We start from the raw sequence: 18,617 nt of genomic DNA on the forward strand, positions 1-18,617 counted from the left end.
TGCTCCAGCTGAATTTTGAGGTGGGAGTTTTACTGCCCGTTAATGCGGGATAAAGGATCACTTTATATTGTGGGGAGGTTAAAAGTGTGAAAGGGAAAGACTTTCACACGAATATATATGGGTTATGTAGGATTATTACTTTCAGGTGCAGCTTTATTTTTAAATAGTCTTGTCATATTAGGCAAAGTAGAGATGAAAAGCGCAGGTGTTTTTAATTTATTTGTGGGGGCATTACAAATTATCATTCCGTTCTATTTGATTATGATTTCTGATCAAAGTAATTGGACGGTATATTCGTATGCAGCTACTTTTTTATTTGGTTTAACTTATTTATATGTAGGCGTTACTTTTATTAAAGGGATGGATAGTAGTGGACTAGGCTGGTTCTGTATTTGGGTAGCAATTATTGCTTTATTCTATATGGTTGTTTCATTTGTTCAATTCCACGATGTTGTTAATGCGTTAACATGGTTTATGTGGGCATTACTTTGGTATTTATTCTTTGTGTTAAATGCACAAAAAAAGAATATCAATCAATATCTTGGCAGAATTGCTTTTGTACAATCATGGGTAACATTGACGTTGCCTTCACTCTTTTATTTTATGGGAGTATGGGGAGAGGGATTCGTATATGAACTATGGGTTTATGTATCAGTAATTTCTATTTTCTATTGCTGCTATTGTATTTTTAAATATCGAGTACGTTAAAGTATCGTATGTAAGAAAGCATGGAATCTTTATAATGATTCCATGCTTTTATTTATATTCATGTTTATAATTAAGGTAGTATTTTACAAAATAGGGGATGACGAAAGTGAAAAAAGTGTTGGTTCTAGGGGGAACAAGGTTTTTTGGTAAGCAATTAGTAGAAGCGCTTTTACAAGAGGGGCACGATATAACAATTGCTACGAGGGGAGTTACTGAAGATTCTTTCGGTAGTGCGGTAAAAAGATTGATTGTCGATAGAGAAGATGAAGAGCTACTAAAAGAGCGTCTAGAAGATAAAAGTTATGATATCGTATACGATAATTTATGTTATAGCCCGAACGCCGCGAAAGTTATATGTAAAGTATTACGTGGTAGAGTGAAAAAATATGTTATGACATCCTCAATGGCGGTATATGAGCCTGCATTAAACTTGCAAGAAGAAGAGTTCAACCCGTATGAATATTCGATTACGTATGGAGATAGAGGGGATTTCACTTATAGTGAGGGAAAGAGATTAGCGGAAGCAGTGTTGTTTCAACAGGCAACCTTCCCAGTCGTTGCGGTAAGATTTCCCGTTGTTATTGGAGAAAATGATTATACGAAAAGATTACAATTTTACGTTGAACATGTTATGAAACAAGAGCCTATCTTTGTGGATCATGTAGATGGAAAGTTGTCATTTATACATGAAAAGGAAGCAGGAGAGTTTTTAGCATGGTGCGGAATGGGAAACATAGAAGGACCAATTAATGCTTGTAGCAACGGGGTAGTTTCTACTGGAGAAGTTATTCATTTCATAGAAGAAAGAACGGGAATAAAAGCACTTATTCAAGAAGTAGGAGATAATATAGCACCTTATAATGAAGTGACTAATTGTACGTTACATAATGGAAAGGCTCGTGAATTAGGATTTTCATTCCGAGAATTAAATACAGAAATCAAAAATGTTTTACAGCATTACATAAATATACTGAAATAATCATAAATCCCCCGGTGGCAATCCAGGGGATTTATGATTATTTCAACAATACTAGTTTTACATCACCAAATTTACCTTACATGTATGATGAATGCTAATGTATCACACCAATGTATGGATCTAGTTCATCATAGTCATATGAAAGATTGGGCAATTGAAATGAAGACGTGAAATTACCTCCTTTCTACCTAAAAAGTTGGTCTAGGTAAAAATAGTTTACTCAAGTAAAAAAATACACTTATTTTTTTCGGAAGTCAACAAAAATTCTAAAAATTTTCCGAAAAATATTACGATAAAAGTAACACTTTTGATTTCGTTTGTGACTCTTATCCTTTTTGCTTATACTGTAAAGTAGTAGTGTCTTGTTGAGATAGAAGGAGATTGTTTATGAGCAAAACGAAACAATTAATAGAGGAAGCAAGTAATTTTATTACCGTTTGCTATAAAGAACTTAATAAAGAGAAATTAATAAAAGAGCGTATGAACGAAATTTTAATAGAGATAGAAAAGACTGGAACGTATGAGCATACATTTGAAGAGCTTGTTCATGGATCACGAATGGCATGGCGTAATAGTAATAGATGCATTGGGAGATTATTTTGGAGTAAGATGCACATATTAGATGCGCGTGAAGTAAATGATGAGGAAGGTGTATATAATGCATTAATTCATCATATTAAATATGCGACGAATGATGGGAAAGTTAAACCGACAATTACGATTTTTAAGCAATATCAAGGTGAAGAGAATAATATACGACTTTATAATCATCAATTAATTCGATATGCAGGATACAAAACGGAAATGGGAGTGATTGGTGACTCACACTCCGCCGCATTTACTGATTTATGTCAAGGTCTTGGGTGGCAAGGAGAAGGTACACATTTTGACGTATTACCGCTTGTATTTTCTGTTGATGGAAAGGATCCTGTATATAAAGAAATTCCTAAAAAAGAAGTGAAAGAGGTACCAATTGAACATCCAGAGTACCCAATTTCATCACTAGAAGTAAAATGGTATGGGGTACCGATGATTTCAGACATGCGTTTAGAAATTGGTGGTATTTCTTATACAGCAGCCCCGTTTAATGGATGGTATATGGGGACTGAAATTGGTGCTCGTAATTTAGCGGATCATGACCGTTATAATTTGCTTCCAGCAGTTGCAGAGATGATGAATTTAGATACTTCTAGAAATAGTACGTTATGGAAAGACAAAGCGTTAATTGAGTTAAATATAGCTGTTTTACATTCTTTCAAAAAACAAGGGGTTAGCATTGTAGATCACCATACTGCCGCCCAGCAATTTCAGCAGTTTGAGAAGCAAGAAGTTGCTTGTGGACGGGTTGTAACTGGCAACTGGGTATGGTTAATTCCTCCGTTATCACCTGCTGCAACTCATATTTATCATAAACCGTATCCAAATGACATTATCTCTCCTAATTTCTTCCATAAGTAGTTTGTAATATAAAGGTATCAATCGTGAAATTTAAATTTTTTTTAATTCCTATTAGATAGCAGTTGGAAGCCTTTACTTCTAGCTCTTTTAGCACGACCTTTTTTGAAACGGCCATTTCCTTGTGTTATAATCAAATTTCTGTTTCGAAGACCTTATAGAAATATAAGGTCTTTTGTTTTGCGTTTTTATGTAAGAGAAATAGAATATTCTTTTAAAATAAAGGATTTAGCATATTTTTAGGGACAACATAAGTGTGTGAAATCACTAAAGCATTATACTTATATAATTACTGTGTGTGGAATATAAACAATAAAACATAATGAAGTTGTTTTTTTAGATTGCTGAGGAAGGAGGAAGGTAAATGAGGATGAAGAGTCAAAAAACTGATTGGCCTGTATTTCTTATTAGTGGTGGCTCACTTTTATTATTTGTAATTGCAGTTATTTTAAATAAAAGTTACGTAGAGGGAGTCATTAATAGCAGTTTTACAGCTTCAATTAAATATTTTGGTGCTTTTTGGCAAGTTTTATTAATTGGTACATTTGTCGTTGCGATGGGTATGGCCTTTTCAAAATATGGGAGGGTTAAACTCGGGGGGCTAGATAAGCCTGAGATTAGTACGGCGAAATGGTTAGCAATTATTATGGCTACGCTACTTGCTGGCGGTGGTGTTTTCTGGGCAGCAGCAGAGCCGATGTATCATTTTATGACAGTTCCGCCAATACATGAAGGTGTATCCGCTGGAACGCAAGAAGCAGTCATGCCTGCTTTAGCACAAAGTTATATGCACTGGGGTTTCTTAGCATGGACGATTTTAGGGACAATTAGTGCAGTAGTTATGATGTATGGGCATTATCATAAAGGTATGCCGTTAAAACCTCGAACGCTTTTATATCCTATTTTTGGGGAGAAATTGCGAAAGAGTTGGCTTGGAACAATGATCGATGTGTTTGCAATTATTGCGGTAGCTGCAGGGACAATTGGTCCAATTGGATTTTTAGGACTACAAGCAAGTTACGGATTACAAGCATTGTTTGGAATTCCTGATGTGTTTACTACTCAATTAGCCATTATTGTTTGTGTAGTAGCTGTTTCTACTATATCTGCGGTAACGGGAATTGATAAAGGGATTCAAATTATAAGTGATTTAAATGTTAGACTAGCAATTTTATTAATGGCATTCGTATTATTATTTGGACCAGGTGGATTTATTATTGATTCATTTGTTTCTTCGTTTGGATTTTATATACATGAATTTATTCCAATAAGCACATATCGTGGTGATACAGGCTGGTTAGGGTCGTGGACAATCTTCTTCTGGGGATGGTTTATTGGATATGGACCGATGATGGCAATTTTAGTGAGCCGAATTTCAAGAGGAAGAACGATTCGAGAAATAATCGTTGCAATTGGAATTATCGCACCTATTATTACAACGTTTTGGTTTACTATACTGGGCGGATCTGGTGTGTTTTATGAGTTAATGAAGCCAGGCTCTATCTCGGTGGCATTAAGTGAATCTGGTATGCCAGCAGCTATGATTGCAATTACGCAACAATTACCACTTTCTAATATTATCGGACCAGCATTTCTTTTATTAACAATTTTATTTGTAGTGACAACAGGAGATTCAATGGCCTATTCCATTTCAATGGCAGTGACCGGAGATGGAGATCCTAGAATTAGCTTGCGAATTTTTTGGTCGCTTATTATGGGCGCAGTTGCAGCAATTCTTTTATATATGGGTGAGGGAAGTATTAATGCACTACAATCCTTTATTGTAGTGACGGCTGTTCCTGTATCAATTCTATTATTCCCGATGCTGTGGCTAGCACCTAAAGTTGCAGGGGAATTAGCATTAAAGCAAGGAATTGTAGAAGAAAAAGATAAAACAGCTTTCTTATTCCAGAAAGCTAGTAAATCAAAGTAAATAATAAACAAACATTGAAAAGAGGAAGCATCTTAAGTGAGATGCTTCCTCTTTTATGCTTAATCTAACACTTTTCCCTTTGTTTCGGGTACACATAATAGCATCGTAATCAATCCGATTGGATAGATAATAAAAATTAGGGACAACGCTCCAAGTAGATTGCCGCCCGTAGCGAGTAATCCAATAATAACCGGTCCAAATCCAGCTAACCCACGCCCTGTGCCAAAAATAAAGTTTTCTGCCGTAGAGCGAGCTTCAGCAGGATAATTTTCAGCTAAAATCGCTCCGAATCCTCCCATCATTCCATTTGCAAAGAATCCAAGTAGGGCACTTCCCCATAACAATGATGTCGCATCTGTGAATAGGAAGAAGTAAATGAGGCAGTATATAGTACCGCCAATATAATATAATGAAAATGTTTTGCGGCGGCCAATTTTATCGGCTAGAATACCAAAGGTTGCAATTCCAATTAGCATACCAATAGTAGAAATGAACATCCAACCGCTTGCTTTTGCTAATGTATAGTTATATTTATTCGCTAGAATAGTTGGCATCCATGTGAAAATTCCATAATATCCGAAGTTCTGGATAAATGACATGATAATAAGACCAATTGTTGTTATTGTTACTTTTTTACTTGCAAATAACTTTCGAAGTGGGAACTTTTTCATTTGTTTTAGTTGTTCTGCTTCAGTAGTCGTTAAATTACCTTCATCTTCTTTTTGTAACAATTCCTTTTTGTAGCGTTGTTTTTGTTCCCATATTTTCGGTTCACTTAAACTTTTACGTACATAGACAGCTAGTAAAGCTGGAATTAGTCCAAATAAGAAAACAGCTCTCCATCCAAAATGCGGGACGATAAATGCTGGAAGGAGTGAAGCAACCAGGACGCCAAATTGCCAGCCAAGTGCAACAACTGATGTCGCTTTAGCGCGCATTTCTTTAGACCATGTTTCTGTTACGATGGCCATTCCAATCCCGAATTCACCACCAACGCCCATTCCAACTAAAAAGCGAAGAATTAATAATTGCCAATAATCTGTTGCGAAATAAATAAGTGCGGTTGCTAGTGAAAATAGTAAGATTGTAAAGGCCATTGTACGAATACGACCGAATAAATCAGCAATAAATCCGAATAAATAGGAACCAATTAACATCCCAATTGTTGTGGCTAATGTTAAGTTCCCTCCCTCGACAGGGCTAAGGTGAAATTCTTTTAGAATGTAGACAAGTACGAAAGATAAGAGCAACATATCTAATCCTTCTGCTGCATATCCTAGCGCAGAACCAAATAATGTTTTATATCTTTTTTCTTTCGTCTCCTCTGTTGTTGGTTGTACATCAGTAGTAATGTTCATTATTACTCCTCCTAATTTTCTTCTACAGTCGCTATGGAAGAATAACAAAAGGCCTTCTCACCTGATATGATGAGAAGGCCAAAAAGCATACGTAGCCCCCTTATAAGAGAACATACGTATATTATATTCCGACTTCCTTCTCAACCTCACGGGGTTGGGTTAAAGGACTGTATTATATTACTTTATTTTTAGCACTCTTCTACTAGATTGTCAAATAAAGGGGCGATTGTTATGTGTAAAATATTTCAAAAAGCATTTCATTCTTCTTGACGCACGCTTCATTATTTTCCCATAATAAAACTAACTAATATAAAAAGGAATGAATCACAGATGCTAAATTTAGTACTTATGATGATTGAACGCGTCGGACTTATTGTTATTTTAGGATTTTTACTTTCTCATATTAAAACGTTCCGGCGTCTTCTTCATAAGCAAGACGGATATGTAGATAAGTTTAAGCTTATTTGTATTTTTTCAGTGTTTACAATTGTGAGCAATTACACAGGGATTGAAATAGCAGGAAATACTATTATGAATGAAAATTGGTTACAAGGTGTTTCATCATCCAGCACAATTGCGAATACACGAATTATGGGTGTGGGAATTAGTGGGTTGCTAGGTGGTCCTATCGTCGGAATTGGAGTAGGTTCTATTGCGGGTATTCATCGTTATATGCTTGGCGGGACCACGGCAGTAAGTTGTGCAATCTCATCAATTTTGGCTGGGATTATAACAGGTTATATTGGATACATCTTCAAAAAATATAACCGTACTATTACACCTAAATTTTCTGCGGTTTTAAGTGTTTTTATCGTTACTTTAGAAATGCTTATGATTCTATTAATTATAGAAGATGGACTTAGTGTTGTGAAAACAATTGCGCTACCGATGATTCTTGTAAATAGTTTTGGCAGTTTTATTTTACTTTCGATGATACTAGCTATTTTACGACAAGAAGAAAACGCAAAAGCTTTACAAACGCATAAAGTATTACGAATTGCTGATAAGACGTTACCATATTTCCGCCAAGGGTTAACGGAAGAGTCTTGTAAACATGTGGCACAAATTATTCACCGCTTTACAGGAACAGATGCGGTATCCTTAACAGATACAGAGAAAATCTTAGCTCACGTTGGATTAGCATCAGATCATCATATTCCTTCACACAGTTTAATAACAGGTTTATCAAAAGAAGTATTAAAAACAGGGGAAATAATGAAGGCGAAATCACGTGAGATTATTAATTGTCAACATGAAGGGTGTCCATTACAAGCGGCAGTTGTTATTCCATTAACTTCACATGGAAATACGATAGGAACATTAAAACTTTATTTTAAAAACTCTAATCAATTAAGTCGTGTTGAAGAAGAGTTAGCGGAAGGGCTAGCGAAAATATTCTCCACACAGCTTGAGTTAGGTGAAGCTGAGTTACAAAGTAAGTTATTGCAAGATGCCGAAATAAAAGCGCTGCAAGCACAAATCAATCCGCATTTTTTATTTAATGCAATTAATACAGTATCAGCTTTATGCCGAACAGATGTAGAGAAGGCGAGAAAATTATTATTGCAGCTTAGCGTTTATTTTCGTTGTAATTTGCAAGGGGCACGACAATTACTTATTCCATTAGAACAAGAGTTGAATCATGTACATGCATATTTATCGTTAGAGCAAGCGAGATTTCCGAATAAGTATGAAGTGAAGATGTACATTGAAGAGGCGCTAAAGGTGACTTTAGTTCCACCATTTGTGCTTCAGTTATTAGTTGAAAATGCATTGCGCCATGCTTTTCCGAAAAAGCAGCCAGTGTGCCAAGTCGAGGTACATGTGTTTGAAAAAGAAGGAATGGTTCACTTTGAAGTGAAGGATAATGGACAAGGGATTGAGATTGAACGTCTAGAGCAATTAGGAAAAATGGTAGTTCCATCAAAGAAAGGGACTGGAACAGCTTTATATAATATTAATGAACGACTTATCGGGTTATTTGGGAAAGAGACAATGCTTCAAATTGAAAGTGAATTGGATCAAGGGACAAAGATCCTCTTTGTAATTCCGAAAAAAGTAGAGGAGGAAAAACGGAGTGTTAAAAGTATTAGTAGTTGATGATGAAATGTTAGCACGGGATGAATTGAAATATTTATTAGAGCAAACAAAAGAAGTAGAGATAATTGGTGAGGCGGATTGTGTAGAGGATGCATTAGAAGAATTAATGAAAAACAAACCAGATATTGTTTTTCTAGATATTCAGTTATCTGATGATAACGGATTTGAAATCGCAAATATATTAAAGAAAATGAAAAATCCACCTTCAATTGTGTTTGCTACTGCATATGATCAATATGCGCTGCAAGCATTTGAAGTAGATGCATTAGATTACATTTTAAAGCCATTTGATGAAGAACGTATCGTACAGACATTAAAGAAATATAAAAAACAAAAGCAAATAAAATTAGAAACAAAGCAAGATGTAACGACCGAAATGCATAAATTAGCATTACCGATTGAGGAATCAATTGTACTTGTTAATATTGAAGATATTATTTATGTGGGGCTTGTAGATGGGAAAGTAACTGTAAAAACAATGAAAGAAACATATGTAACACATGATACGCTTGTCATTTTGGAAAAGAAATTACCACAAACAATTTTTATGCGTGTTCATCGTAGTTTCGTTGCTAATATTAATCATATTTCTGAAATACAGCCGTGGTTTAATTCGACTTATAACTTAATTATGAAAGAGGGATCCAAAGTCCCAGTTAGCCGTACATATGCAAAAGAACTTAAAAAGCTGCTTCGTATTTAAGAAGCAGCTTTTGTATTTCACCGTATGATTATTGTAATTGGCTGTATATATTTGACATCCCGTTATGTAAACGCTTACTTTGGTGTTTATATCCTATAAAATAAAGGTACCAAATCAAAAGAGGTGGCCAAAATGAGCACAAAAAAAGTATATGGTTTTCTATCACAAATATTCGTTTTTTCAGCTATTATGTTAGTTTCTAATATTATCGCAACCCATTTACCAATTCCGATGCCTTCATCAGTAATCGGGTTAGTCGTTTTATTTAGTCTATTATGTTTAAAGGTTATTAAATTGGAGCAAGTTGAATCACTCGGAACAGCTTTAACAGGTATTATCGGATTCCTTTTCGTCCCGTCAGGTATTTCAGTTATTAACTCTCTTGGTGTAATGAGCCAATATTTCGTACAAATTCTAACTGTAATCGTTGTCGCAACAATTATTTTACTTGCTGTAACAGGTTTATTTGCACAATTGATTTTAGGTAAAGATGACAAAGAAACAAAAGATACAAAAGAGTTGAAAGTTGTAAACAAAGGAAGCAAACACGGAAAAGTCGCGTGACTATTTTAGACCATACATGGTTAGGAGGTAATGAACATGACAAGCACAATGACTCCATATTTCGGAATCGTCGTTTCATTAATTGCATACGGAATCGGAACGTTTTTATTCAAACACTCAAAAGGATTCTTCTTATTTACACCATTATTCGTAGCAATGGTATTAGGGATTATATTTTTAAAGGTAGGTAACTTTACCTTTGAGGAATATAATACGGGCGGAAAGATGATTAGTTTCTTCTTAGAACCAGCAACAATCGCATTTGCAATTCCATTATATAAACAAGTTGATAAGTTAAAAAAATATTGGTGGCAAATTTTATCGGCTATCGTGGTTGGATCTATTTGTTCAGTGGTTGTTGTGTTCATTGTCGCAAAAGCAATTGGTTTAGATACAGCTGTAATGAACTCAATGTTACCGCAGGCAGCAACAACAGCAATTGCATTACCAATCTCTGAAAGTATCGGTGGTATTCCAGCAATTACATCATTTGCAGTTATCTTTAATGCAGTTATCGTATACGCATTAGGAGCTTTATTCTTAAAAACATTTAGAGTTAAACATCCGATTGCTAAAGGTTTAGCTCTTGGAACAGCGGGACATGCGTTAGGGGTTGCAGTAGGTATCGAAATGGGTGAAGTAGAAGCAGCTATGGCAAGTATCGCTGTGACAGTAGTTGGTGTTGTAACAGTAGTTATCATTCCGATGTTTATGCCATTCATTGGGTAATATAACTTACTTAAAAAAATATAAAAGCAAGCTATTTGTAGGACGGATTTCTACTGATAGCTTGCTTTTTATGTTACAGTAGTGGTAAGACCTATTGAAGAATAAAAGTTTCCTTAAATCTTCATTAATACTGTGCATAATGCGTTTTGAAATAGGTCATTGTATTGTAAAATAAGAAGTAACATAATATATAGCACAATTAACGAGCGGTTAAGGTTGAAGATAAATTGCTCGCAATGGCTTTAATATTAAAGGATAATTATAAGTAGAGAATAGAGAGAGCTACTTGTTAAAGTTTTACTTTATAGGACAGGAGAGAGTACTCGTCGATTATGCAAATAAAAAACCTGTTTCAAAGCAAAGGATTTCAGAGGTTAATCGTATTAGTATTACTTGCTCTCATATTGTATGGGATGCAAAGTATGTTAAATTTAATTTTAATTACGTTTATGTTGACGTATTTAATGGATCGATTCCAAAAGTTTATTTCTCGTAAATTAGATCATTTCATGCCAATTAATCGGAAAATTATTATAGCGCTTTTATATGTAATGTTAGTGGCAGGAATTGCCATTACGCTATTTAAATATTTACCGGTATTAACAATACAAATTTCACAATTGATTTATCAATTCAATGTATTTTTAAGAAATCCACCTGATAGTGAATTAATTAAGTATGCAGTTAATGCTGTGAATCATATGGAGCTTTCTAAATATGTAGGGCAAGGCGTAGACATTTTGTATAAATCTATTACGAATGTTGGGAAATTTGGCCTTCAAGTTTTACTTTCTGTAATTTTGAGCTTATTTTTCTTACTTGAAAAAGCACGTATTGTTGCTTTTACTTCGAAATTTAAAGAAAGTCGACTTGCAATTTTTTATAACGAAATAGAGTATTTCGGAAAGAAATTTGCACGTTCATTCGGAAAAGTAATCGAAGCACAATTTTTAATTGCAATTGTTAACTGTGTTTTATCTGTTATCGCATTATGGATATTAGGATTCCCTCAATTACTAGGTTTAGCGTTAATGATTTTCTTGCTTGGTTTAATTCCAGTGGCGGGTGTTATTATCTCGTTATTCCCACTCTGTATGATTGCTTACAATATCGGCGGTATTATGTATGTCGTTTATATTGTAGTTATCGTAACAGTAATTCATGCGCTTGAAAGTTATGTATTAAATCCGAAGTTTATGTCACAAAAAACAAATTTACCAATCTTCTACACATTTATGGTGTTAATTTTTTCTGAGCATTTCTTAGGTGTATGGGGGCTTATTATCGGTATCCCAATCTTCATATTCTTATTAGATGTTTTAGATGTGACAAGTGATGAAACTGAGAAGGATTTTTCTAAAAAATAAAGTAAGAAAAAGCATCGATATTCGATGCTTTTTCTTTTATAAAGTATGGTATTCTATGCCATACTGTAAGAATAATATACAATTGGGGTGAAATAATGGCTATAAATGAAAAGAAGGAATTAGCTACATTTGCTGGTGGGTGTTTCTGGTGCATGGTTTCGCCGTTTGAAGAGATGGAAGGGATTATACAGGTTGTTTCAGGCTATACAGGTGGCCATAAAGAGAATCCAACGTATAAAGAAGTGTGCTCGGAAACAACTGGGCATTATGAAGCAGTACAAATTACATTTGATGCAAATAAAATGCCGTATGAAGAGTTGTTAAATATATATTGGAGACAGATTGACCCGACTGATATGGGGGGGCAATTCCACGACCGTGGACAGTCTTATGAAACAGTGATTTTTTATCATAATGAAGAACAACATAAAAAGGCAGAGGTTTCAAAAGAAGAGCTTGAGAAGAGTGGACGTTTTTCGAAGCCGGTTGCTACAAAAATATTGCCAGCTACTACGTTTTATCTGGCTGAAGAATATCATCAAGGCTATCATAAGAAAAACACATTCCGCTATGAGTTATACCGTAAAGGATCAGGACGAGATACTTTTATTAAACAACATTGGCCAAAGAATAATGCTCATTTAAAAGAAAGATTAAACGAGATGCAGTTTTATGTAACACAGGAAAATGGAACTGAACCGCCTTTTCAAAATGAATATTGGAATCATAAAGAAGAAGGGCTTTATGTAGATATTGCTTCGGGTGAACCATTATTTACTTCTTTCGATAAGTTCGATAGCGGCTGTGGATGGCCGAGTTTTACGAAACCAGTTATGTCAGCTAGTGTGAAAAAGAAAATGGATGTTAGCCATAATATGACGCGTACGGAAGTGAGAAGTAAAGAAGGAGATTCACATCTGGGGCATGTATTTCCAGACGGTCCAGGACCAAATGGCCTTCGTTACTGTATTAATTCAGCAGCGCTACGCTTTATTCAAAAAGAAGAGTTAGAAAAAGAAGGATATGGTGATTTTCTCATCTTGTTTGGGAATAAAAAATAACCTCGCAGTCAGCGAGGTTATTTTTTATTTTACTTTTTTCTTTTTAAATTTGCTTAGTGCTTCATAAACGATTGGAACAATAAGAAGTGTTAATAACGTTGAACTTGTTAATCCACCAATTACGGTTACGCCAAGTCCTTTAGAAATTAAGCCGCTACCTTCAAATCCTAATGCAAGCGGGATAAGAGCCCCGATTGTTGCAATTGCAGTCATTAAGATAGGACGCAGGCGTGTTGCACCAGCTTCTAATAATGCTTCACGTGTTGATAGGCCGTCATTTTCTTTATGAATAACGCGGTCAATGAGCACGATAGCGTTTGTTACAACGATACCAATTAGCATAAGAGCCCCAATCATCGCAGATACACTTAACGTTTCGCCAGAGATTAATAAGGCAACGAGTGCACCGATGATTGTGAATGGTAGCGAGAATAAAATTGCGAATGGTGCAAGGGCACCGCCAAATGTAACAACAAGAACGAAGTATACAATAGCAATCGCAGCTAACATCGCTAAGCCAAGTTGTTTGAATGATTCTTGAATGTCTTGTGTAACACCGCCCATAGAAACATCTACACCAGAAGGAAGATCCATTTTATCTACTTCTTTTTGAACAGCGGCAGATGCTTTTGAAACGTCATCAGATGTTAATTTCGCACTAACCGCCGCATAAACACGGCCATCACGATGTGTTACTGTGTTAGAAGTTTCACCTTCTTTTACAGTCATAACATCTTTAACAGCAACTTCATTACCAAGTGGCGTTGTAATTTTACGATTTGTTAAGTCATCGATCGTTTCATAGTTTTGTTTTTCAGTTTCTACATATACATTTATATCTTTACTGTCTTTTTTAATTGTTGTTAGAACAGGGCGATCGTGTTGATTCGAAAGTCCCATCCCAATTTGAGCAGCAGTTAGCCCCATTTTACTTAACTTTTCTTGATCAGCGACTAAAGTATATTCTGCATATGTTTTTGCAACACTAGAGTCTACGTCTTTTAAATCTTTATTTTTCTTCATGATATTTTGAATGTCTTTCACGACAGGCTTAATTTCTTCAGAGCTATCTCCATAAACGTATAGCTTAATTTCGTTACTACCGCCACTTGCTCCGAAATCTTGGTTTTTCCATTCACCTTTTCCAGACATCTTTTGTAAATCTTTAACGACTTGTTCTTTCTCTTTTTCAAAGTTTTTCGTATCGTTATCATATTGAACGAAGAACATTGCTTGATTTGATTGACCAGGGCTCATTGGGTTTTCGCCACCTAATGAGAATTGAATTGTTTTGACGTCTTTTTTATCTTGGAAATGCTTCTCAGCTTTCGTTGCGATTTTTTCAACGTCGTCTAACGTTTGACCTGGCTCAGGATTGTATGTTGCAATGATCATTTTTTCTTCTTCAGATGGTAAGAAGCTTACACCGATAATTGGCACAAGAGCAAGACTACCAACTAATAGAAGGACAGCGATACTTGATGTAATAATTTTATGGTTTAACGCCCATTCAAGTATACGTTTATATCCGTTTGCTAGTTTGCTTGGTTTTTCCTCATGATGTACTTCTTTTTCTCTCATGCTTTCCTTCTTGAATAAGGAATGTGCTAGCATCGGTACAATTGTAACTGCCACAAGTAAGGAAGCGAGTAGGGCAAAAACAATTGTTAAAGCAAATGGTAAGAACATTTCACCAATCATACCTTTTACAAGTCCAAGAGGTAAGAATACAGCGATTGTTACAATTGTAGAAGACATAATTGGGATAAACATTTCTTTCGTAGCTTCACGAATTAAATCTTTTCCACGTAATTTTTCTTCTGATAACGACATACGTCGGTAAATATTTTCAATAACAACAATGGAGTCATCGACGACACGTCCGATAGCGACTGTCATTGCTCCAAGTGTCATGATGTTAAGCGTAATATCCATTTGTTTTATGACTAAGACAGCAATTAATAAAGAAAGTGGTATAGAAACGACAGAGATTAGCGTTGTTCGAATGTTTCGCAGGAACAACATAATAATAACAATCGCAAAGATAGCACCGAAAATAGCTTTGCTAAGCATTGTTTCGACTGATTTTTCAATAGGCGCACCTTGATCGAATGTTGAAATAATCTCTAAGTCTTTATATTTTTTCTCAAGGTCTTTTACTTTATCTTTAACTGCATTTACAACATCAACTGTATTCGCATCAGCAGCCTTCACAATTTGAATTCCGATTGCTTCTTTTCCATTTGTTCGAGAAATAGACTCTGCTTTTCCGACTTCTTTAATATCAGCAATTTCTTCTAATGTAACCGTTGGTATGCCGTTCATAGCGGCTGGATTCATCTGTGGTGCTTGTGTTCCAGCACCAGCATTTTGATTACCTTGACCATTCGGTGATGAAGGGATAGCTGGAATTTTTAATTCTTTTAATGCTTTAATTGTTGTAATGTTACCATCTACAACAACTGATTTTTCCGTATCTTTAAATGTATATAAGCCAAGTGGTAACGATACGTCCGAACCTTTAATCATATTTTTTACGGTATCTTCACTTAAACCTAATTCTTTCATCTTATCTTTTTTGAAGACAAGCTGTACTTCGTCTACTTGTTGACCTGCGATTTGAACAGATGCGACACCATCAAGTCCTTTTAATCCAGGAACAACATTTTTTTCTACATTTTCTGTTAAGGCAGCTAAAGATTCATTTTTACTTGCTACGCTTAATGAAATAACAGGAAAGGCATTAAAGTTTACTCGTGAGACTTTCGGGTCTTTCACACCTTCGGGCAGTTTCACGTTTGCGAGCGATTCTTTAATTTCCGTTTCGGCTTTTTCCATATTTTTATCAAAATCATATTCTACCTGAATAGAAGATGCGTTTTGATAAGATGATGAACTAACAACGTTTACACCACTTAAATTTTGGAGTTGCTCTTCCATTGGTTTTGAAATTTTATCAGCTACTTCTTCTGGTGTAGCACCAGGATAAACCGTAGTTACTGTTACAATAGGCGTTGTAATATCAGGAATTGTTTCTAACTTCATATTCATCCCAGAATAAATGCCTGCAATAGTAACAATAATGGTTAGTAGCCAAACCGCGAACTTATTTTTTAACGCGAAATTGATGATTTTGTTCATGTTTGCGCTCCCTTTTTATTGTATTGACCAATCGGTCAGTCTAATACATAATATAACTGACTGATTGGTCAGTCGTCAATGAAAAGAGATGGTATAATAAAGTGAAACTTTAATTAAGTGGAATTTTACTGCCACAAGTAGCGAGATGTATGTAGTATAAGATGCGAGATTAAATTTAGGAGAGAAGATATGAAAGAAAAAGAGCGCTTAATTATAGAGATGGCTATGAAGTTATTTGCGACCAAGGGTGTGAATGCGACATCAGTACAAGAAATCGTCACAGCCTGCGGTATATCAAAAGGGGCTTTTTACTTATATTTTAAATCGAAAGATGAGCTGTTATTAGCAACACTTCGATATTATTATGATAAGATTCAACATAAAATGATGGATATTGAAAAAGAATCGTTATTACCACGTGAAAAATTTGCAAAACAATTGCATTGTCAGTTTACTGATATACAGAAGCATAAGGAATTTATTATTATGCATGCGAGAGAAAATGCTATTCCTTTTAATAAAGAAGTGGAAGAATTTATGATGCGGATGAAATTAGAGTCTCACGCATTTTATCGAAATAGTTTGTTGTCTATTTATGGTGACAAGGTTATGCCGTATGTATTGGATTTAGTAATTATGGTGGAAGGGATATGTCGTGGATATTTAGAACTAATTATTTTACAAACACCAGAAATTGATTTGTCCTATGTGTCGACGTTTATTTTAAAAAGGGTAGATCATCTAGTAGATGGACTCATAGAATCTTTGGAAGAACCCGTTTTACATGAAGAAAGGCTTGGAGAGTTTTTTTGTAAATCAGAGCTTATTAAGGAACAAGTTAAAGAACATTTTTTAAAAGAAATTATTGTGTTTAAGCGTACATTAGCGGATCAATTAGAAGATGATGAATTGCTTGTTACGCTAGATGTTTTGGAGGCAGAAATGAGATTACCAAATCCAAGGATTCCAGTTATTCAAGGGATGCTGTCTAATTTAGAGGCATATCCAAATTTAAAAGAATTTCGTTTGCGACTTATGGGGTATTACAATATAAAAAGGTAACAATGATGTTTTTCATTGTTACCTTTTTTTTATACGTGCACTTTTTCTTTTTTCTGTGCAGTCGCTTCTTTTTCAATGTTAATTGTTTCTTTCACGATATAAATCGGACGGTTTTTACTTTCGTCATAAATACGAGCAATATACTGACCTACAATTCCAAGGCCAAGTAATTGAATGCCGCTAAAGAATGTAATTGCGACCATAATAGATGCCCAACCTGTTTGAGTATCATTTCCGATGATTTTCACAGTAATTGTATACAGTAAGACAATTATGGAAATGAGAACTGATAATAAGCCTAAAGACATAACGATTCGTAACGGTTTTGTCGAAAATGCAATGATTCCATCGGATGCAAACTTAATCATTTTCTTTAATGGATATTTTGTTTCACCAGCAAAGCGCTCATCACGTTCATATTCAACATACGTTTGGCGGAAGCCAACCCAAGACATCATGCCGCGAATAAAGCGATTTCGTTCCGTCATTTGATTAAAAACATCAGCAACTTTGCGATCGATGATTCGGAAATCACCTGTATCTTTTGGAATATCGATATCAGACATATAGTTTAAGAATTTATAGAAATATTTAGCAGTTAACAGTTTAAACCAAGTTTCACCTTTACGTTGTTTACGTTTTGCATAAACAACTTCATATCCTTCTTCCCATTTGGCAATAAGTTCAGGAATAACTTCTGGTGGATCTTGTAAGTCTGCATCTATAATTACAATAGCGTCACCTTTTGCAGCAGCAATACCAGCAGTAACAGCTATTTGATGTCCGAAGTTGCGTGCAAAATTAACAACTTTTGTACGATAATCATTTGCAGATATTTCTGATAGGATTTCCATTGTACGATCTGTACTACCATCGTTTACAAAGACCAATTCATAATTAATATTATTTTGCAGCATAACGGACTTTAAACGATTATAACATTCCTGTGCTACTTCTTCCTCGAAGTACATAGGAACTACAATCGAAATTAATTTTTCCATTTTGTATCCTCCGTAGTTTTAATAAATTGCTTCAATTTTTTAATTAGTAGGGCTTTCGGTTTCATTAAATGTCCAAATTTTATTAAGGAAAAAGTTCATAATCATTCCGACGCCAATTGCAAAGATCTGTGCAATAAATGTATTGAAAGCAAGTTTATCTACTAATATAAACAAACTTAATGTATTAAAAGCTAATACAATTAAATTTACAGTTAGAAATTTGAAAAACACTGACGTGCTTTTATTGCTAGATTTAAACACCCAATTTTTATTCCAGTAGTAGCTATTAGCAACACCAAGTAAATATGAAATGGTATTCGCAACGAGATAATTCATTCCAAGTTTTACTAATATCATGAAGCAAATAATTGTAATGAGTGTATTAAAGATTCCTACTAAACCAAACTTTAAGAGTTTCTCCATAATAGTATCCTCATCTTTATAAAATATATAAAT

15 protein-coding genes are annotated in these 18,617 nt (G+C 34.9%); 11 read left to right on the forward strand and 4 right to left on the reverse strand.

What is annotated here, in order from left to right; genetic code table 11:
- The first annotated feature begins 117 nt into the window (after window positions 1-117).
- The 4 genes from AB3X48_RS07675 to AB3X48_RS07690 all read left to right on the forward strand — a co-directional run bounded on the left by AB3X48_RS07675 (window position 118) and on the right by AB3X48_RS07690 (window position 5,075).
- Window positions 118-708 carry an AmiS/UreI family transporter gene (locus AB3X48_RS07675; protein ID WP_002159682.1) on the forward strand — a complete coding sequence of 197 codons (591 nt, stop codon included), beginning with the start codon at window positions 118-120 and terminating at the stop codon, window positions 706-708.
- Between the two features lie 97 nt (window positions 709-805).
- A complete protein-coding gene (locus AB3X48_RS07680; protein ID WP_033714919.1) occupies window positions 806-1,687 on the forward strand; it encodes an NAD-dependent epimerase/dehydratase family protein in 882 nt (293 codons plus the stop codon).
- A gap of 387 nt (window positions 1,688-2,074) precedes the next feature.
- On the forward strand, window positions 2,075-3,145 hold the full coding sequence (locus AB3X48_RS07685) for a nitric oxide synthase oxygenase (protein ID WP_002159684.1): 1,071 nt from the start codon (window positions 2,075-2,077) through the stop codon (window positions 3,143-3,145).
- 361 nt (window positions 3,146-3,506) lie between these two features.
- On the forward strand, window positions 3,507-5,075 hold the full coding sequence (locus AB3X48_RS07690) for a BCCT family transporter (protein ID WP_002113189.1): 1,569 nt from the start codon (window positions 3,507-3,509) through the stop codon (window positions 5,073-5,075).
- A 59-nt stretch (window positions 5,076-5,134) separates the two neighbouring features.
- Here the strand turns inward: AB3X48_RS07690 and AB3X48_RS07695 are convergent, their stop codons facing one another.
- Entirely contained in the window at window positions 5,135-6,433 is a 1,299-nt protein-coding gene (locus AB3X48_RS07695) for an MFS transporter (protein WP_016106785.1), read from the reverse strand.
- A gap of 330 nt (window positions 6,434-6,763) precedes the next feature.
- On the opposite strand from AB3X48_RS07695, the gene lytS reads away from it, so the two are divergent.
- The 6 genes from lytS (at window position 6,764) to msrB (ending at window position 12,957) form a co-directional block, all read left to right on the forward strand.
- Window positions 6,764-8,533 (forward strand): two-component system sensor histidine kinase LytS, encoded by a 1,770-nt coding sequence (gene lytS / locus AB3X48_RS07700; RefSeq protein WP_016106784.1) that lies wholly within the window; start codon window positions 6,764-6,766, stop codon window positions 8,531-8,533.
- Window positions 8,511-9,236, forward strand: coding sequence for a LytR/AlgR family response regulator transcription factor (locus AB3X48_RS07705; protein WP_016106783.1), 726 nt, complete (start codon window positions 8,511-8,513; stop codon window positions 9,234-9,236). Before lytS ends, AB3X48_RS07705 begins: the two co-directional genes overlap by 23 nt.
- A 132-nt stretch (window positions 9,237-9,368) precedes the next feature.
- Window positions 9,369-9,800, forward strand: coding sequence for an antiholin-like murein hydrolase modulator LrgA (lrgA, locus tag AB3X48_RS07710; protein ID WP_016106782.1), 432 nt, complete (start codon window positions 9,369-9,371; stop codon window positions 9,798-9,800).
- A gap of 36 nt (window positions 9,801-9,836) precedes the next feature.
- Window positions 9,837-10,529, forward strand: a complete 693-nt coding sequence (gene lrgB / locus AB3X48_RS07715; protein WP_016106781.1) for an antiholin-like protein LrgB — start codon at window positions 9,837-9,839, stop codon at window positions 10,527-10,529.
- A gap of 332 nt (window positions 10,530-10,861) precedes the next feature.
- Window positions 10,862-11,896 carry an AI-2E family transporter gene (locus tag AB3X48_RS07720; protein ID WP_002198704.1) on the forward strand — a complete coding sequence of 345 codons (1,035 nt, stop codon included), beginning with the start codon at window positions 10,862-10,864 and terminating at the stop codon, window positions 11,894-11,896.
- A gap of 95 nt (window positions 11,897-11,991) precedes the next feature.
- Complete coding sequence (gene msrB, locus AB3X48_RS07725; RefSeq protein ID WP_016106780.1) at window positions 11,992-12,957, forward strand: peptide-methionine (R)-S-oxide reductase MsrB; 966 nt, start codon at window positions 11,992-11,994, stop codon at window positions 12,955-12,957.
- Window positions 12,958-12,981: 24 nt separating this feature from the next.
- On the opposite strand, the gene AB3X48_RS07730 is transcribed toward msrB, so the two are convergent.
- Complete coding sequence (locus AB3X48_RS07730) at window positions 12,982-16,098, reverse strand: efflux RND transporter permease subunit (RefSeq protein ID WP_016106779.1); 3,117 nt, start codon at window positions 16,096-16,098, stop codon at window positions 12,982-12,984.
- A 189-nt stretch (window positions 16,099-16,287) separates the two neighbouring features.
- Here AB3X48_RS07730 and AB3X48_RS07735 point away from each other — a divergent pair, with 189 nt between their 5' ends.
- Complete coding sequence (locus AB3X48_RS07735) at window positions 16,288-17,160, forward strand: TetR/AcrR family transcriptional regulator (protein ID WP_016106778.1); 873 nt, start codon at window positions 16,288-16,290, stop codon at window positions 17,158-17,160.
- A gap of 29 nt (window positions 17,161-17,189) precedes the next feature.
- Here AB3X48_RS07735 and AB3X48_RS07740 read toward each other — a convergent pair whose 3' ends face one another.
- Window positions 17,190-18,161 carry a glycosyltransferase family 2 protein gene (locus tag AB3X48_RS07740; RefSeq protein ID WP_016106777.1) on the reverse strand — a complete coding sequence of 324 codons (972 nt, stop codon included), beginning with the start codon at window positions 18,159-18,161 and terminating at the stop codon, window positions 17,190-17,192.
- A 39-nt stretch (window positions 18,162-18,200) separates the two neighbouring features.
- Window positions 18,201-18,584 (reverse strand): GtrA family protein, encoded by a 384-nt coding sequence (locus AB3X48_RS07745; protein WP_016106776.1) that lies wholly within the window; start codon window positions 18,582-18,584, stop codon window positions 18,201-18,203.
- Window positions 18,585-18,617: the final 33 nt, after the last annotated feature.

The organism is Bacillus sp. S4, from assembly GCF_040838205.1.
Classification (GTDB): Bacteria; Bacillota; Bacilli; order Bacillales; family Bacillaceae_G; genus Bacillus_A; species Bacillus_A cereus_U.

What these genes read in the sequence shown, in the direction of transcription:
- AB3X48_RS07730 (WP_016106779.1), bottom strand. Translation starts at nt 16,098, where the DNA reads ATGAACAAAATCATCAATTTCGCGTTAAAAAATAAGTTCGCGGTTTGG.
- AB3X48_RS07675 (WP_002159682.1), top strand. Translation starts at nt 118, where the DNA reads ATGGGTTATGTAGGATTATTACTTTCAGGTGCAGCTTTATTTTTAAAT.
- AB3X48_RS07745 (WP_016106776.1), bottom strand. Translation starts at nt 18,584, where the DNA reads ATGGAGAAACTCTTAAAGTTTGGTTTAGTAGGAATCTTTAATACACTC.
- AB3X48_RS07685 (WP_002159684.1), top strand. Translation starts at nt 2,075, where the DNA reads ATGAGCAAAACGAAACAATTAATAGAGGAAGCAAGTAATTTTATTACC.
- AB3X48_RS07690 (WP_002113189.1), top strand. Translation starts at nt 3,507, where the DNA reads ATGAGGATGAAGAGTCAAAAAACTGATTGGCCTGTATTTCTTATTAGT.
- AB3X48_RS07720 (WP_002198704.1), top strand. Translation starts at nt 10,862, where the DNA reads ATGCAAATAAAAAACCTGTTTCAAAGCAAAGGATTTCAGAGGTTAATC.
- AB3X48_RS07680 (WP_033714919.1), top strand. Translation starts at nt 806, where the DNA reads ATGACGAAAGTGAAAAAAGTGTTGGTTCTAGGGGGAACAAGGTTTTTT.
- lrgA (WP_016106782.1), top strand. Translation starts at nt 9,369, where the DNA reads ATGAGCACAAAAAAAGTATATGGTTTTCTATCACAAATATTCGTTTTT.
- msrB (WP_016106780.1), top strand. Translation starts at nt 11,992, where the DNA reads ATGGCTATAAATGAAAAGAAGGAATTAGCTACATTTGCTGGTGGGTGT.
- lytS (WP_016106784.1), top strand. Translation starts at nt 6,764, where the DNA reads ATGCTAAATTTAGTACTTATGATGATTGAACGCGTCGGACTTATTGTT.
- AB3X48_RS07740 (WP_016106777.1), bottom strand. Translation starts at nt 18,161, where the DNA reads ATGGAAAAATTAATTTCGATTGTAGTTCCTATGTACTTCGAGGAAGAA.
- AB3X48_RS07695 (WP_016106785.1), bottom strand. Translation starts at nt 6,433, where the DNA reads ATGAACATTACTACTGATGTACAACCAACAACAGAGGAGACGAAAGAA.
- lrgB (WP_016106781.1), top strand. Translation starts at nt 9,837, where the DNA reads ATGACAAGCACAATGACTCCATATTTCGGAATCGTCGTTTCATTAATT.
- AB3X48_RS07735 (WP_016106778.1), top strand. Translation starts at nt 16,288, where the DNA reads ATGAAAGAAAAAGAGCGCTTAATTATAGAGATGGCTATGAAGTTATTT.